Source organism: Barnesiella sp. ET7, from assembly GCF_024733785.1.
GTDB classification, from domain to species: domain Bacteria; phylum Bacteroidota; class Bacteroidia; order Bacteroidales; family Barnesiellaceae; genus Barnesiella; species Barnesiella merdigallinarum.
Genome location: NZ_JANRHM010000008.1, coordinates 167,299 through 181,826, shown reverse-complemented (window position 1 = coordinate 181,826; position 14,528 = coordinate 167,299). Strand labels below are relative to the sequence as shown.

Genomic DNA, 14,528 nt, shown 5'->3' with positions numbered 1-14,528 from the left:
GAGGGTATGGCACAATTACGGAAACGGGGTCACATCTTGTTTTCAGACGCAACCCCGGATAATTAAATTCTTGTGGAGCTGGAGGGATTCGAACCCTCGTCCAAACGAGGAACTAATGAGCTTTCTACATGCTTATCTTCGCTTTGATTGTCGGGTACAGACAAGACCGAAGCCACCAATCTGTACCTTAGTTTCTAAAATTTCATCGTCGGCCCGAAACCTGCCTCCGACTATTTCCGATATTATTGCACCACCGATTCGGTACGCTTCGGAACCACAGCAACCGGGTGATGTCTTGTCTCCGCAACTGTTGCAGAGATTAAGCTAATCTACTGTACTTCGATTAAGCAGCAAGAGCGTAGTTATTTTCGCCAGTTAAATTTTTGCTGTCTGAGATTATAGAGCGGGGCAACAAACGCTCTGCATGCTTACCCACCACTTCTACCCGCTGTCAAAACCGGTCAGCCCCAGTGGTAAACTTCGTTCTCCCCCTCGAACGCTTTCGATGAGGGACAACAAAGATAATGCTTTTCCGGCAGATTCTACCGGCTTCCCCGAAAAAAAATGAATTACAGGTCTCAACTCTTCAACAGCAGAATGAGTTTGATGGCCAGGTCGAAGAGCACGATTTTGGCATTGGCGTTCTGCCCGATGTCGTTCTGGGCATCGCTCAGGTGCTTCATTATGGCCTGTACGTTGCGCTCGTGAATGAAGGGGGCAAAGCGGGTCGAGAACTGCTCCTCCTCGCGATTCATATACGACAGTTCGGGCATGTGCAGGTTGTAGATATAGTTCTCGCGCACCATGCGCTGGGCATAGGCCAGGAAACGGCGCAGGCGCTCGCGACCCAGGTCGGCCACCTCTTCGCTCCACGCCTTCAGGTCTTTTATCTTGCGCCCGTAGGCCAGGCGCATCACCTGCACAAAGTAGTTGAAGAACAGGCGGCTCTCCTCGTTCAACTGGAGCGACTCGCACGCCCGCAGATAGCTGCCCTCGGCCACATGGGCTACAGCCAGGGCATCCTGCGCGGCAATGCCGTAACGGCTCTGCAACGCCTCGGCAATGACCGGCGTGGGGAGCGAACGCATCTCGATGAGTTGCGACCGCGACCGTATGGTACCCAGCACCCGCTCGGGGTTGTTGCTCACCAGCAGGAAGACACTGCCGGGATAGGGCTCCTCGAGCAGCTTGAGCAGCTTGTTGGCACAGGTATCGTTCATGCGCTCGGGCAACCAGATAATCATGATTTTATAAGGCGACTCGTAGCTCTTCAGCGACATCTTGCGCAGAATGCTCTCGCTCTCCTCGCCATAAATCATGGCCTGCTTGTTCTCGGCATTGATGTAGCTCAGCCACGAGTCGATGCCGAAATAGGTATGTTCTTTCAAGAACTCGCACCACTCGGGCAGATAGTCGTCGCAGATGCGTTTCTTCTTCTCGACCTTGACAATGGGAAAGACAAAATGCAAGTCGGGATGCGTGAAGGCCGCATACTGCTTGCACGACGGGCACACCCCGCAGGCATCGCCCTGCTGACGGTTGGTACAGTGTATATAGCGGGCATAGGCCATGGCCATGGCAAACTTGCCTATCCCCTCGGGACCGCACAACAGTTGGGCATGAGCTATGTGGCCGCTTTCGACCGAACGCAGCAACCGCTGTTTCACCTCGTCTTGCCCGATTACATCTTTGAAAAACATATCGCGTTCTCTCCCCTCTTCTCTTTTAATAAACCTGCTTGGCTATCTGGTAGACACTGTCGACAGCCATGAGCGAATAGAAGTGTATGCTGGGCACTCCCCTCGCCTTCAATTCGCGCGACTGGGCCGTGCACCACTCGATGCCCACCTGCTTCACCTGCGAGTCGTCCTTGCACTTGACCACCTCGCGCACCAGCGCATCGGGTATGTCTACATGGAATACCCGCGGCAACAGGGTGAGCTGCGAGGCCTTCGAGATGGGTTTCAGCCCCGGCACGATAGGCACGGTGATACCGGCAGCCCGGCAGCGGTCCACGAAGTTGAAGAACTTGCTGTTGTCGAAAAACATCTGCGTCACGATGTAGTCGGCCCCCATGTCGACCTTCGCCTTCAGCCACTTCATGTCCTCGTCGGGGTTGGGCGACTCGTCGTGCTTCTCGGGATAGCCGGCCACCCCGTAGGAGAAGGGGCGCGAGCTGACTACATCCATGGGGGTGCCGTCGATGAAGAAACCCTCGTTGAAACGGTTCACCTGCTGCTCCAGCTCGATGGCATGCTCATACCCGCCCGGCACCGCCGTGTAGCGGCTCTCGTGTTTGGCCTTGTCGCCCCGCAGGATAAGCAGGTCACATATCCCCAGAAAGTTGAGGTCGATCAAAGCATACTCGGTCTCGTGGGCCGAGAAGCCGCTGCATATCATGTGAGGCACCGTAGGTATCTGGTATTTGTTCTTGATGGCGGCGGCCACCGCTACCGTACCGGGACGGCTGCGCTCCGATACCCGGCGGAACAATCCGTCGGGCGTATCCTTGTAGACCAACTCGCTGCGATGTGTCGTAATATTGATATAGAGAGGATCAAATTCACGCAGCGTGTCGATAGTCTTGAACGACTTCTCGATACTGCTCCCCTTCAGCGGGGGTAATATTTCAAACGAAAAACCGGTACTCCCGTTATTCTTCAGTAAATCGGCAACCTTCATAACTCTTTTTTCTGCGAGGTCCTCGCCGGGAATTGTCTCACCCCGACAGGTCACCTCCTGTTGACACATCTTTTTTACGAAAGACAAATGTACAATAAAATCCCGAAAAAGAGAAAACCGCCTACTCCTTTCTGCTTCAACTGTTAAAGACTATATATAAAACAGCCATTTTCGATTCACATTGATTAAAATAGATTAAACGCAAGAAAATTTCTGCTCAAATATTATGTTTGAAAACATATTTACCCCTATATTTGCACTGTGTTTTTCATGGTATTAGATTTAAGGTTAACAAAGATTGGTTGTCGTGAGACAATCAATTTTTTTTTGTGCCTACCCGAAAGGGGGCAACCGTACGCTCCCAATAGATAAAGTCAACTTGCACACCTCCCACCCAAATGTTAGAATATCCAAACAATACCCAAAAAGAGGGAGGTAATTTGGTTTGTATACCCAAAGATTGTATTTTTATCCCCGAGATAAGTCCTTATTCAGGACAAAACCTAATAAAAACCTATTTTTATAAAAAAAGACTGATATGAAAAAGTACATTTGCACAGCATGTGAGTGGGTTTACGACCCCGCAGTAGGTGACCCCGATGGTGGCATCGCTCCCGGCACTCCGTTTGAGGATCTGCCCGAAGATTGGGTTTGCCCGGTTTGCGGCCTTGGTAAAGACGCATTCGAAGAGGTAAGCGAATAATTCGCGCCACACCTTACACCATAGAGAGTCTGTATCGCCCACTCGGCGGTACAGACTTTTTTTTATTGCCCCACTCGATGATGACGTGCAGGTCTCCCTGCACTCAATACGGGACCCAGGAGTGAGCGGTTGTGAGGATTCACCTTTACGGGAATTTCCCTACCCGGGCACTCATGGATTCCGCATCGGAGTGCGGAATGACAGAAACAGTGAGGAATGACAAAATCCACAAAAAATTTTCGTTCATTTCAGATTCTCTACAAAATCAAATGTATAAATTTGAAACATGAAAATACTGATTGTAGAAGACGAACCCTCCCTGCGGGAGATTATGCAACGGGCACTGGCACAGGAGCGCTATGTGGTCGAGACGGCTACGAACTATGCCGAGGCCGATGCCAAACTGGCGGCCTATACCTACGACTGCATTCTGCTCGACATCATGCTGCCCGACGGCAACGGGCTGCAGCTGCTCGAACATCTGAAGCAGCAACGCAAGCGCGAAAACGTGATTATCATCTCGGCCCGCGACTCGCTCGACGACAAGATTCTGGGGCTCGACATGGGGGCCGACGACTACCTGCCCAAGCCCTTCCACACGGCCGAACTGCTGGCCCGCATCAAGAGTGTGCTGCGGCGGGGCAAGAGCGGCGGCGAAATGGCGCTGTGCCTGGGCAACGTATCGCTCGAGCCCGAGAGTTCGCGGGTACTGGTGGCCGGTCACGAGCTACCGTTGCTGAAGAAGGAGTTCGACATCTTGTTCTATTTCATGCAACGCCCCAACCACCTGGTCGACAAGTCGGTCCTGGCCGAAGCCGTGTGGGGCGACCACGCCGACCAGGCCGATAACTTCCACTTCGTTTATGCCCAGATGAAGAACCTACGCCGCAAGCTGGCCGATGCCGGTGCCGACATCGAGATAAAATCGGTCTACGGGTTCGGCTACAAACTTATCCCCCCGACCGAATAAAACCTCTATCGCCGCATGAAACTGATCTATCGCATAGCGTTGCGCCTCTCGGCCGTACTCATCCCGCTCATGGCTTTGTGGGCCACGCTGTTCTATTTCATGACGGTCGACGAAATCAACGACGAGGCCGACGACGCCCTCGCCGACTACTCCGAACTGATTATCGTGCGCATGCTGGCCGGTCGGGAGCTTCCCCCGCTGAACAGCGGCTCGAACAACAGCTACTCGATTACCCCGGTCCCGCGCGAGTATGCCGACTCGAAATCGCATATCGAGTATTACGACGCCGAGGTCTACATCCCCGAAAAGGAGGAGACCGAGCCGGCCCGTATCCTCTCGACCATCTTTTGCGACAACGACGACAACTACTACGAACTGAAGGTGGCCATGCCTACCTTCGAAAAGGAGGACCTCGTGCGCACCATCCTCTTCTGGATTGTCCTGCTCTACCTGGTTCTACTCCTTACCCTCATCGGGGTAACCACCTGGATATTCCACCGCAGCATGCGCCCGCTATACGCCTTGCTGCACTGGCTCGACAATTTTACACTGGGGAAAAACAACACGCCGGTTCCCGACGATACCCAAATTACGGAATTTCACAAGCTCAACGTAGCGGCCCAAAAGGCAGCCAACCGTGCGGAGCTGCTCTTCGACCGGCAGAAACAGTTCATCGGCAACGCCTCGCACGAACTGCAAACCCCGCTGGCCATTCTGGGCAACCGCATCGAGTGGTTGCTCGACAATACCGAGCTGAACGAGAAACAGGTCGAAGAGCTCTTCAAGATGCAACGCTCGCTCAGTCACATCGTCCGCCTCAACAAGACGCTGCTGTTGCTCACCAAGATAGAGAACGGACAGTTCCCCGAGAGCACCGAAGTAGACATTGCCGCCCTCATCCGGGAGCAGGCCCCGCTCTACAACGAAATCTACGAATCGCGCCAGATCGACTGCCGCATCGACTTCCCCGACCGCTTTGTCGTCTCGATGAACGACTCGCTGGCCTCGACCCTCATCACCAACCTGCTCAAGAATGCCTATGTGCACACCGAGCCCGGCCACAGCATCGACATCGCGCTGCATAACCGCACGCTCACCATCGCCAACGACGGCGACACTCCGCTCGATGCCGACCACATATTCGACCGCTTCTACCAGGGGAACAAGAAAGAAGGTTCTACCGGTCTGGGGCTGGCGCTGGTCAAGGCCGTATGCCGCTACTACAACCTCGACATCGAGTACCGATATACCGACGGGCGGCACTGTTTTGCCGTCACCTGGCCCCCGAAGTGAGAAAAAAGTGATTTTTTTCGAGAAATTTCCCGAAATTTCAAATTCGCTTCAAAATTGTACTCAATCTTTGTACCATCAAAAGAAAACAAATGTATAACCCATAAAATTTTGAACATTATGAAAAAGTTATTGATTCTCTCGACCATTCTGATGATCTTCGGCATTACCACCGCTTGCGCCGACAACGACAAACCCATTGCCGTAACCCAGTTGCCCGCCAAGGCCCAACAATTCATCAAGAGCTATTTCCCCAACGAAAAAGTGGCTCTGGCCAAAGTTGAGCGGGAATTCCTGGAGACCCGCTACGAAGTGGTATTCACCAACAGCTCGAAGGTAGAGTTCTGGAAAGATGGCGAGTGGAAAGAGATCGACTGCAAATACTCGGTCGTTCCCACGAAACTCATCCCCACCCAAATCGCTCAATATGTATCGCAGAACTATCCCGACACCCAAATCGTAAAAATCGACCGGGACAAACGGGACTACGAGGTAAAGATCACCAACGGTCTGGAACTGACATTCGACAAACAATTTAATCTGATAGACATAGACGATTAACCGCACCACATCGTTGGTTTATGGGGCCCGTTCTCGCAGAGATTGCGAGAACGGGTTTTTCCTTTTACCCGGTCTGCATCCACACGGCACCGCAACAATCCCCGCGTACCGGCAAAAAAAATACCGCCGAAGAGAAGAGTCTCCGGCGGTATTTTTTCAACCTATACTTATATCTTACTTGATAATTTCGAGGCGTTTGAAACACTTCTCGATCTTATCGAGAGCAATGTCTACTTGAGCACGTGTGTGCGTAGCCATCAGCGAGAAGCGAATCAGCGTATCTTTGGGAGCTACGGCCGGAGCCACAACCGGGTTGACGAAGATACCCTCGTCGAAGAGGTCGCGGGTTACCCGGAAGGTCTTCTCGTTGTCGCGGATAAAGAGCGGGATAATAGGCGTGCAGGTGTTGCCTATCTCGCAACCGATGCGACGGAAACCTTCGAGAGCGTAGTTGGTCACATCCCACAGGTTGGCGATACGCTCGGGCTCACTCTCCATAATGTCGAGGGCGGCACCTACGGCAGCCGTCGAAGCCGGCGTGATGCTGGCGCTGAAGATATAGGAGCGAGAGTTGTGACGCAGGTAATTGGCCGTCACCTTGTCGGTAGCGATGAATCCGCCCAGCGAAGCCAGCGACTTGCTGAAGGTACCCATAATCAGGTCTACATCGTCGGCTACCCCGAAGTGGTCGCAGGTACCACGACCGTTGCGGCCGAAGACACCGATACCGTGAGCCTCGTCGACCATCACGGCGGCATTGTATTTCTTGGCCAGACGCACAATCTCGGGCAGGTTGGCTACGTCGCCCTCCATCGAGAAGACACCGTCGGTCACAATCAGTTTCACCTTGTCGGGATCGCAGTTACGCAGTTGCTCTTCGAGCGATTCCATATCGTTGTGACGATATTTTACCGGAGTCGAGAAAGACAAACGGCGGCCTTCGATAATCGAAGCATGGTCGAGCTCGTCCCACAAAATATAATCGCCACGGCCGGTCACACAGGATACGACACCCAGATTGACCTGAAATCCAGTTGAGTAAATGATAGCCTCTTCCTTACCCACAAACTTGGCCAACCGATGTTCCAACTCTTCGTGAATATCGAGTGTACCGTTCAGGAATCGCGAACCGGCACAACCCGTACCATATTTACGGATGGCAGCGATAGCGGCTTCCTTGATTTTGGGGTGATTGGTAAGGCCTAAATAGCTGTTCGAACCGAACATCAAAACTTTTTTACCATTGATTAAGACCTCGGTGTCCTGATCGCTTTCTATCTTGCGGAAATAAGGATAAACACCCAGTGCCTTGGCTTTCTGCGGAGCATCATACTTCGACAGTTTCTCTTGCATCAATTTCATAGTTTATTGCTGTATCTATTTTGTTATAAACTATTTGCACAACCACGACGTTTCGTAAAGTGCCTTTGAAAATACAGGGTGCAAAGGTAACACAAATATCCGAATAAAAACCATTTTTACTAAAAAAAACTCCGCTTTATCTCTAAATTCGTATTTCATACTCCCCTGTTATCGAACAAATCATTATATTTGTAAATATGCTTTTTGTTATTTTTCTCATTCTTTCATAAAGGATGTAGAGTTACACGTCTCGATTACTCACAAAAAACGACAGTTATCCAACCAAAAGACCCGAAACATGACCACAAATTCAAGGCCCTGGCAATCGTTTACCATCTTCATAAGCAGTACATTTACCGACATGGACGCCGAGCGGGACTACCTGAACAACATCATCGCCCGTGATTTAGAACGCGAATTTGAGAAACGGCGTGTGTCGCTGACCTTTGTCGACCTGCGCTGGGGGGTGCACACCGATAAGGAGAAACGACAAGACGAGCGAGAACTCTCGGTTCTCAACGTATGTATGGAAGAGATAAAGAGAAGCCGCCCCTTCTTTGTGGCCCTGCTCGGCCATCGCTATGGATGGGTACCCTCTCAAGAGTGCTTCCAACGGATTCTCAACCAGATGGACGACGAAGACCGTTCTCTGCTGCAAGGAGCCGAAGGGTACAGCGTTACGGCCATGGAAATTCTGTTCGGGGCTCTGGGACGCAAGGACCTTCTGCCCCACAGTCTGTTCTACTTCCGCGACAAAGAGTCTTACGACAATATGCCTGCCGAAAAACTACCGCAGTACATCGACCCGGTAAATTCCGACAAACTGGAACACCTCAAACAGCATATCCGTTCACGCTGCGAAGCCGAGCGGTTAGACAACGTACACACCTATCGTTTGGAGTGGAAAGACGACCGCTTCACCCGGCTGGAAGAATGGGGCGAACAACTGAAACGGCAGTTACGCCACGAGATAGAGACCGAACTGGCCGACACGGCCAACACCGCACCCCAAACCTGGATTGAGGCAGAAGAGCTCCAACAAGAGATTTTCCGGCATACACAGACTCGCCTGTTTGTCGGGCGGCAGAAAGAGCTCGACACGTTGGAACATTTTGCCCTCACCCGACAAGGGGTCATAGTCATCCCAAGCTACCCCCTGATGGGGAAAAGCGCCCTGCTGTGTCAACTGTACACCCGGCTGGTGAAACGACCGGAGTTCATCGTGCTGCTGCACTGCACCAAGGTTTCGCTCTATGCCGACTATACCTACCGTATGTTTTGCCGATTCGCATCACGGCTATGTACCGAACTGAACATCCCGTATGCCGAACCCGACAAAGTCGGGAACAAAGCCCGTTTATATTTTCTGGATTTGGTACATCAGGCTACGGTAAACAAGCGTAAGGTTATACTTCTCATCGATTCGACCGACGCATTCCGCCCATCGGACGACGCATCCAATTACAGTTGGCTCCCCGACGAAGCCTGCTGCATACTCACTTGCAAAAAAACAGCCGAAGAGGGATACGAAAAGGAGATTACAATCTATAAACCAGAGGCTCAGGTGATGTCTCTTCCCTTTTTAACCCGGCAAGAGGCGCTATTGCTTCTTCAGGAGCAATGCCGGTTGTATCACAAGAGCATACCCGACTCCTTAATCGACCTGATTCTATCCAAAAAATACACCGGGGACGAACCTCTCGAATGGAGTCCCGACGGATATTATGCCTATTACAACCCCCTATGGATAAAACTCCTGGTCTGGTATCTGGTTTCGCTCGACGAGGCCGACTATGCCAAGGCCCGATACTCCGGCAGCGAGACCGACAACGAAAAAAGACTGGAGAACTACCTGCTCCAGTGTGTGCAGGAAGCTCCGGTCTTCCCCTCACACCTCATCATTCAATCCATCATTCCCCGCCTGCTGCACGACGTGGACAAAAATTTCTTATGGAACATCCTGTTTCTGCTCGCATTCTCCTACCGAGGCCTGAGCGAAACCGACCTCAAAGTGCTGCTGGGGCCATCGTGGAACCCGCTCGCATTCTCCAACATACACCACTATCTCAAAGACATACTTGTCCAAGACTACGAGTCGGGAACCTGGTATTTCACCTACCAGCACATATCACAAATGCTCAGCAAACTGCCCTCTCAAAGGACCAAGCAAGCCCTGTTTTTCAATCTGTCCCTATACTACCTCGGCCCGGGCAAGAACCGCCCCCACGCATCTCAAAAAGAGGTCTATTACTGTCTGATGGCCAATCTGCCCTTAACCGCCGCATACACTTGCATCGACCCCGACCTGAGTAACGAAAATCTGGAAACGACGGTTACCGAAATAACCGAAAACATCAAATCAGATGCTCCGGCAATGCTGCCCTGGGTTATCAACATGTTCTGCCTATCACGGGATCAAGCCCATCAATACAATCGAGAACGGGTTAACAACGATGATTTTTGGGAAATGATGGAATCGTACGGTTACACCCGATTATACCAGATAGCCATAGAGTACCTGTATCCGCAACTGAACTGGTGGAGAAAGGAGATTGCCTTGCAGTTTGCCCAAGGTATCGAGAACAGCGTCAAAGCGTATGCAGACCGCCACCCCGAAAACAGCGATGCCTGGAAACTGCTCAAAGAGCTTTATTACAAGATACTCGATTCGGCCGAAGCCATGGGAGATTTCCAAACGACCAAAAAGTACGCCCAGCTTATCGATTCGCTGGAGGCTGATAAAAAAGAGATACCGGACAGTATAGGCGACCAAATGAAAGGCCGGGCGGCCCTGAACGAAAAAGACTACGCACTCGCCGAAAAACTGTTTACACGTTCCTACTCGAAAGACAAGCAGAATTACCAGGCCTCACCCCACGACATTCAACTCGCATACAATATATTCTCCAGCTGCCTGCACTTGCTCGACCTGTATCGCCGCACGTCCAACCGGGACAAGCAACGGAGACTGATTGAAGAGGCTCAAACCTATATACCTCAGATTTCGGCCCGCACCGAGTTTCTTGACACCATAGCCGCTTTCTGTCACCTGGCCGGGCAAGCCTACGTCGATATGGACGACAGCAAAAAAGCTTTGCCATTCCTTATCCAAGCCATCGAGATGCGTACCGCCCTGCACGAACAGAACTTGCAAAACGACCACTACACCATCGAATTGGGCATTACCTATGAAACATTGGGCACCTACTACGAAGACCGCAACGAAAACAATCGGGCCTTGACCTGCTACCAAAAACAATTCGACCTGTTCCAGAAAGTTCTGATTGCAGACCCTCAAAACATGGAATGCCGGCACTTCTTGTTAATTGCCGCCTGCCACTTGTGGGATATACATAAAGAGGTATCGGACGAGCCTGACGAAAAGTGGGAAGAGCTGAACAACACCCTCGTACAATTAGGTATCACCACCGACTCTACGATATGGGAGCCCTATGAACTGCAACACGTCGGCCAGGCCTATTTCTTCTTATACCAGATCTGGGAAAAACAATCGCCCGAAGAGCAACTGTATACCCCGCAGGATATGTTCACCGCCCTGCTGGACGGTTGGGCCCTTCTCGAAAAATCTTTTATCCAAACCCAGATACCCCGCTTCATCGTGCTCGGCCTCTTCTGCCTGTACTACCGGTTGGAGATTGCCGTCAAATACGGCTTTGACCAGAAAGAGGTACTCGAGCTGTTGATCAACTCCTATTATACCTATCAAAGCCCGGAGGTATCTGCCGACATTCCATTGGGACAAACAATCGTTACAAGAATCGAACGAGTGCTCTCCATGTTGCAGAAAAAAAAGGCAACACCCTTGCAATCACTCTTCTCCTCGGCCTACGAAAAAGGCGACTATGCCGAAGCGATTGCCCGCTATGACGAGATACAAAACCCGTCTGTCCACGAGCAAATGGTCTATGCCCTCTGCCTGTTGAGAGCCAACCTGAAAAAGAAGGCCGAGCTCATATTCAACGACATCCGCCAACAGGCCACCGAGCGGGATGTCCGGTTGCTGGCTACCCTCAATTTAGGCACATGCCTCTTGTTGAACGGCAAAATGGATGAGTTTCAAACGCTGTTCAAAGAGCTCACCGAGGTCGAGAAACAACGGGAACAGGCGCAACTGCTGCTCCATGCTTATCGCCTATATGCCTCCTCTCTCGAAGACAATCGCCCCTGGTACAAACGCTGGTTAGGGTCACGACCAACTACAAACCGTCCCCCCTTGTCTTTGCCCAAACCTTACGGTTGGGAAAAGATATAAACCGACAAATTGCAACCCGTAGAGCAAAGCCTATGTAAAAAGATAATATCCAATATATTACAATCGGTTACAACTTCCTGCTCCATCTATTATGGAATCAGGGATATCAGGTGAATATACCCAACCGCAAACCCTGCTTGTAATTGTTTTGTAATAAATTCGTCGGGTTATTACCCAGAATTTGAAAAAAAATTGCGAAATTTGCCGATTGTATAACCCTTATGACAGAGAACAAATATGAAATTCTCAGCACAACAAATAGCAGATTTTCTGCATGGTGAGCTGGTGGGCGATGCCTCGGTCGAGGTGAGCAACCTCTCCAAAATCGAAGAAGGCACCCCTGGGACACTCACCTTCCTGGCCAATCCCAAATACACGCATTATATCTACCAGACTCATGCCAGCATTGTGTTGGTACATCGCGAGTTCGAGCCCGAGCATCCCATCGAGGCCACGCTCATCAAGGTAGACGACCCCTATGCCTGCCTGGCCATGCTGCTCAACCTGGTGAACGCTTCGCTCACGGCCAAGCAGGGAATCGAACAACCCAACTACGTAGCCGCATCGGTCACGCTCCCCGACGATATTTACCTGGGAGCCTTTGCCTACATTGGCGAGCGGGTAAAACTGGGAAAGAATGTCAAGATATACCCGCAGGTATATGTGGGCAACGACGTCACCATCGGCGACAACGTCACCCTCTACCCGGGTGTGAAAATCTATCACAGCTGCGTAATCGGCAACAACTGCACCCTGCACGCAGGCGTTGTCATCGGAGCCGACGGTTTCGGGTTCGCTCCGCAGGCCAACGGCGAATATGCCAAGATTGCCCAGATAGGCAACGTGATTCTCGAAGATAATGTCGAGGTAGGTGCCAACACCACCATCGACCGCGCCACCATGGGCTCGACCATCATCCGCAAAGGGGTGAAACTCGACAACCTCATACAGATTGCCCACAACGTAGAGGTGGGCGAACACACCGTTATTGCCGCCCAGGCCGGTATCGCAGGGTCGGCCAAGGTGGGCAGCCACGCCATGATAGGCGGCCAGGTGGGTGTGGCCGGCCACATCAGACTGGGCGACCGCATTCAGGTGGGAGCTCAGTCGGGTATCCCCAACCACGTCGACGACGATGCCGTCATCATGGGTTACCCCGCCGTCCCCTCCAAAGAGTTTGCCCGGCAGGTGGTCTACATCAAGCGTCTGCCCGAACTGACTCGCACGGTCAAGGAGCTCTCCAAAGAGATAGAGTCGTTGAAAGAACAACTGAAAAACAAATAAAACTCAATATCGATGAAACAAAAAACCCTCAAAAACAGTTTCTCGGTGAGCGGAAAAGGATTACACACCGGTTTGGAAATCACCGCAACCTTCCTCCCCGCCCCCGAACATCATGGATATAAGATACAGCGTATCGACCTCGAAGGGCAACCCATTATCGAAGCGCTGGCCGAAAACGTAGTAGAGACCAGCCGGGGCACGGTGATTGCCGAAGGCGATGCCCGTGTAGGCACTATCGAACACGCTATGGCTGCCCTGTATGCCGCCGAAATTGACAACTGCCTCATTCAGGTAAATGCCCCCGAGCTGCCTATTCTCGACGGCAGTGCCGCCGTGTATGCCGAAGAGATAGAACGCTGTGGCCTCGTAGAGCAGAATGCCGAACGGGAATACTACCTGATTAAATCGAAAATCGAGTTGCACGACGAAGAGAGCGGTTCGTCGATTGTCGTTCTGCCCGACGATGAGTTCAGCATCAATACCCTCATCTCGTTCGACTCGCCCATACTGAGCAACCAGTTTGCCAGCCTCGACGACCTGCACGACTTCAAGAAAGAGATTGCCGGTGCACGCACCTTTGTCTTTGTGAGAGAGGTAGAGCCCCTCGTAAAGCACAACCTCATCAAGGGTGGAGACCTCGACAACGCCATCGTCATCTACGACCAAAAGACCTCGCAGACCGAGCTCGACCGTCTGGCCGACCTGCTGGGCGTGCCCCACAAGCATGTAGACGAACTCGGCTACATCAACAACAAGCCGCTCGAGTTTGACAACGAGCCGGCCCGCCACAAACTGCTCGACATCCTGGGCGACATCGCTCTGGTGGGCAAACCCATCAAGGGCCGCATCATCGCTACCCGTCCGGGGCATAAAATCAACAACCAGTTTGCCCGCCTCATCCGCAAGGAGGTACGCCGTCAGGACATCCAATGCCCGGTCTACAACCCCAACAAGGCTCCGCTCATGGACATCAACCGCATCCGCCAGTTGCTGCCCCACCGCTACCCCTTCCTGCTCGTCGACAAGATTATCGAGATGGGTACACGCCACATCGTAGGTGTGAAAAACGTATCGGGCAACGAACCCTTCTTCCAGGGCCACTTCCCCGCCGAGCCCATCATGCCGGGCGTTCTGCAAGTCGAGGCCATGGCTCAGACCGGTGGTCTGCTGGTATTGAGTACCGTCGAAGAGCCCGAGCGCTACTCGACCTACTTTATGAAAATCGACAATGTCAAATTCCGTCAAAAAGTAGTTCCGGGCGACACCATCATCTTCCACCTGTCGCTCATGTCGGAGATACGCCGGGGATGTGCCTACATGAAAGGCTATGCCTTCGTAGGTGAACGCATTGTAACCGAGGCCGAATTTATGGCACAGATTATCAAGAACAAATAAATACTAAA

General features: G+C 52.0%; 10 protein-coding genes and 1 other RNA gene. 7 read left to right on the top strand and 4 right to left on the bottom strand.

The features are described from left to right. Positions 1 to 70: 70 nt before the first annotated feature. The 3 genes from ssrA to metF all read right to left on the bottom strand — a co-directional run bounded on the left by ssrA (position 71) and on the right by metF (position 2,682). Positions 71 to 469: a transfer-messenger RNA gene (gene ssrA / locus NW211_RS07195) on the bottom strand. 109 nt (positions 470 to 578) lie between these two features. Beyond that, on the bottom strand, positions 579 to 1,700 hold the full coding sequence (locus tag NW211_RS07190) for a DNA polymerase III subunit (RefSeq protein WP_258327405.1): 1,122 nt from the start codon (positions 1,698 to 1,700) through the stop codon (positions 579 to 581). A 25-nt stretch (positions 1,701 to 1,725) separates the two neighbouring features. Continuing rightward, positions 1,726 to 2,682, bottom strand: coding sequence for a methylenetetrahydrofolate reductase [NAD(P)H] (gene metF / locus NW211_RS07185; protein WP_258327404.1), 957 nt, complete (start codon positions 2,680 to 2,682; stop codon positions 1,726 to 1,728). A 538-nt stretch (positions 2,683 to 3,220) separates the two neighbouring features. Here metF and rd point away from each other — a divergent pair. From rd to NW211_RS07165, 4 genes are all read left to right on the top strand, one after another. Beyond that, the gene (gene rd / locus NW211_RS07180; protein ID WP_025277424.1) at positions 3,221 to 3,385 is read left to right on the top strand and encodes a rubredoxin; all 165 of its coding nucleotides are present in this window, start codon (positions 3,221 to 3,223) and stop codon (positions 3,383 to 3,385) included. A 286-nt stretch (positions 3,386 to 3,671) separates the two neighbouring features. Then, complete coding sequence (locus NW211_RS07175) at positions 3,672 to 4,355, top strand: response regulator transcription factor (protein ID WP_087409186.1); 684 nt, start codon at positions 3,672 to 3,674, stop codon at positions 4,353 to 4,355. 15 nt (positions 4,356 to 4,370) lie between these two features. After that, positions 4,371 to 5,648: a HAMP domain-containing sensor histidine kinase gene (locus tag NW211_RS07170; protein ID WP_258327403.1), complete on the top strand. Its 1,278-nt coding sequence runs from the start codon at positions 4,371 to 4,373 to the stop codon at positions 5,646 to 5,648. 117 nt (positions 5,649 to 5,765) lie between these two features. Continuing rightward, on the top strand, positions 5,766 to 6,206 hold the full coding sequence (locus NW211_RS07165; protein ID WP_087409221.1) for a PepSY-like domain-containing protein: 441 nt from the start codon (positions 5,766 to 5,768) through the stop codon (positions 6,204 to 6,206). 174 nt (positions 6,207 to 6,380) lie between these two features. On the opposite strand, the gene NW211_RS07160 is transcribed toward NW211_RS07165, so the two are convergent. Further along, positions 6,381 to 7,568 carry a pyridoxal phosphate-dependent aminotransferase family protein gene (locus NW211_RS07160; protein WP_087409188.1) on the bottom strand — a complete coding sequence of 396 codons (1,188 nt, stop codon included), beginning with the start codon at positions 7,566 to 7,568 and terminating at the stop codon, positions 6,381 to 6,383. Between the two features lie 298 nt (positions 7,569 to 7,866). Between NW211_RS07160 and NW211_RS07155 the strand changes: the two genes are divergently transcribed. From NW211_RS07155 to NW211_RS07145, 3 genes are all read left to right on the top strand, one after another. Beyond that, a complete protein-coding gene (locus NW211_RS07155; RefSeq protein ID WP_258327402.1) occupies positions 7,867 to 11,841 on the top strand; it encodes a DUF4062 domain-containing protein in 3,975 nt (1,324 codons plus the stop codon). A 237-nt stretch (positions 11,842 to 12,078) separates the two neighbouring features. After that, positions 12,079 to 13,125: a UDP-3-O-(3-hydroxymyristoyl)glucosamine N-acyltransferase gene (gene lpxD, locus NW211_RS07150; RefSeq protein ID WP_087409190.1), complete on the top strand. Its 1,047-nt coding sequence runs from the start codon at positions 12,079 to 12,081 to the stop codon at positions 13,123 to 13,125. Between the two features lie 12 nt (positions 13,126 to 13,137). Further along, positions 13,138 to 14,520 carry a bifunctional UDP-3-O-[3-hydroxymyristoyl] N-acetylglucosamine deacetylase/3-hydroxyacyl-ACP dehydratase gene (locus NW211_RS07145; protein ID WP_087409191.1) on the top strand — a complete coding sequence of 461 codons (1,383 nt, stop codon included), beginning with the start codon at positions 13,138 to 13,140 and terminating at the stop codon, positions 14,518 to 14,520. Positions 14,521 to 14,528: the final 8 nt, after the last annotated feature.

Bases quoted from the DNA above. Each gene is read 5' to 3' on its own strand.
- NW211_RS07190 (WP_258327405.1), bottom strand. From the start codon at position 1,700: ATGTTTTTCAAAGATGTAATCGGGCAAGACGAGGTGAAACAGCGGTTG.
- metF (WP_258327404.1), bottom strand. From the start codon at position 2,682: ATGAAGGTTGCCGATTTACTGAAGAATAACGGGAGTACCGGTTTTTCG.
- rd (WP_025277424.1), top strand. From the start codon at position 3,221: ATGAAAAAGTACATTTGCACAGCATGTGAGTGGGTTTACGACCCCGCA.
- NW211_RS07175 (WP_087409186.1), top strand. From the start codon at position 3,672: ATGAAAATACTGATTGTAGAAGACGAACCCTCCCTGCGGGAGATTATG.
- NW211_RS07170 (WP_258327403.1), top strand. From the start codon at position 4,371: ATGAAACTGATCTATCGCATAGCGTTGCGCCTCTCGGCCGTACTCATC.
- NW211_RS07165 (WP_087409221.1), top strand. From the start codon at position 5,766: ATGAAAAAGTTATTGATTCTCTCGACCATTCTGATGATCTTCGGCATT.
- NW211_RS07160 (WP_087409188.1), bottom strand. From the start codon at position 7,568: ATGAAATTGATGCAAGAGAAACTGTCGAAGTATGATGCTCCGCAGAAA.
- NW211_RS07155 (WP_258327402.1), top strand. From the start codon at position 7,867: ATGACCACAAATTCAAGGCCCTGGCAATCGTTTACCATCTTCATAAGC.
- lpxD (WP_087409190.1), top strand. From the start codon at position 12,079: ATGAAATTCTCAGCACAACAAATAGCAGATTTTCTGCATGGTGAGCTG.
- NW211_RS07145 (WP_087409191.1), top strand. From the start codon at position 13,138: ATGAAACAAAAAACCCTCAAAAACAGTTTCTCGGTGAGCGGAAAAGGA.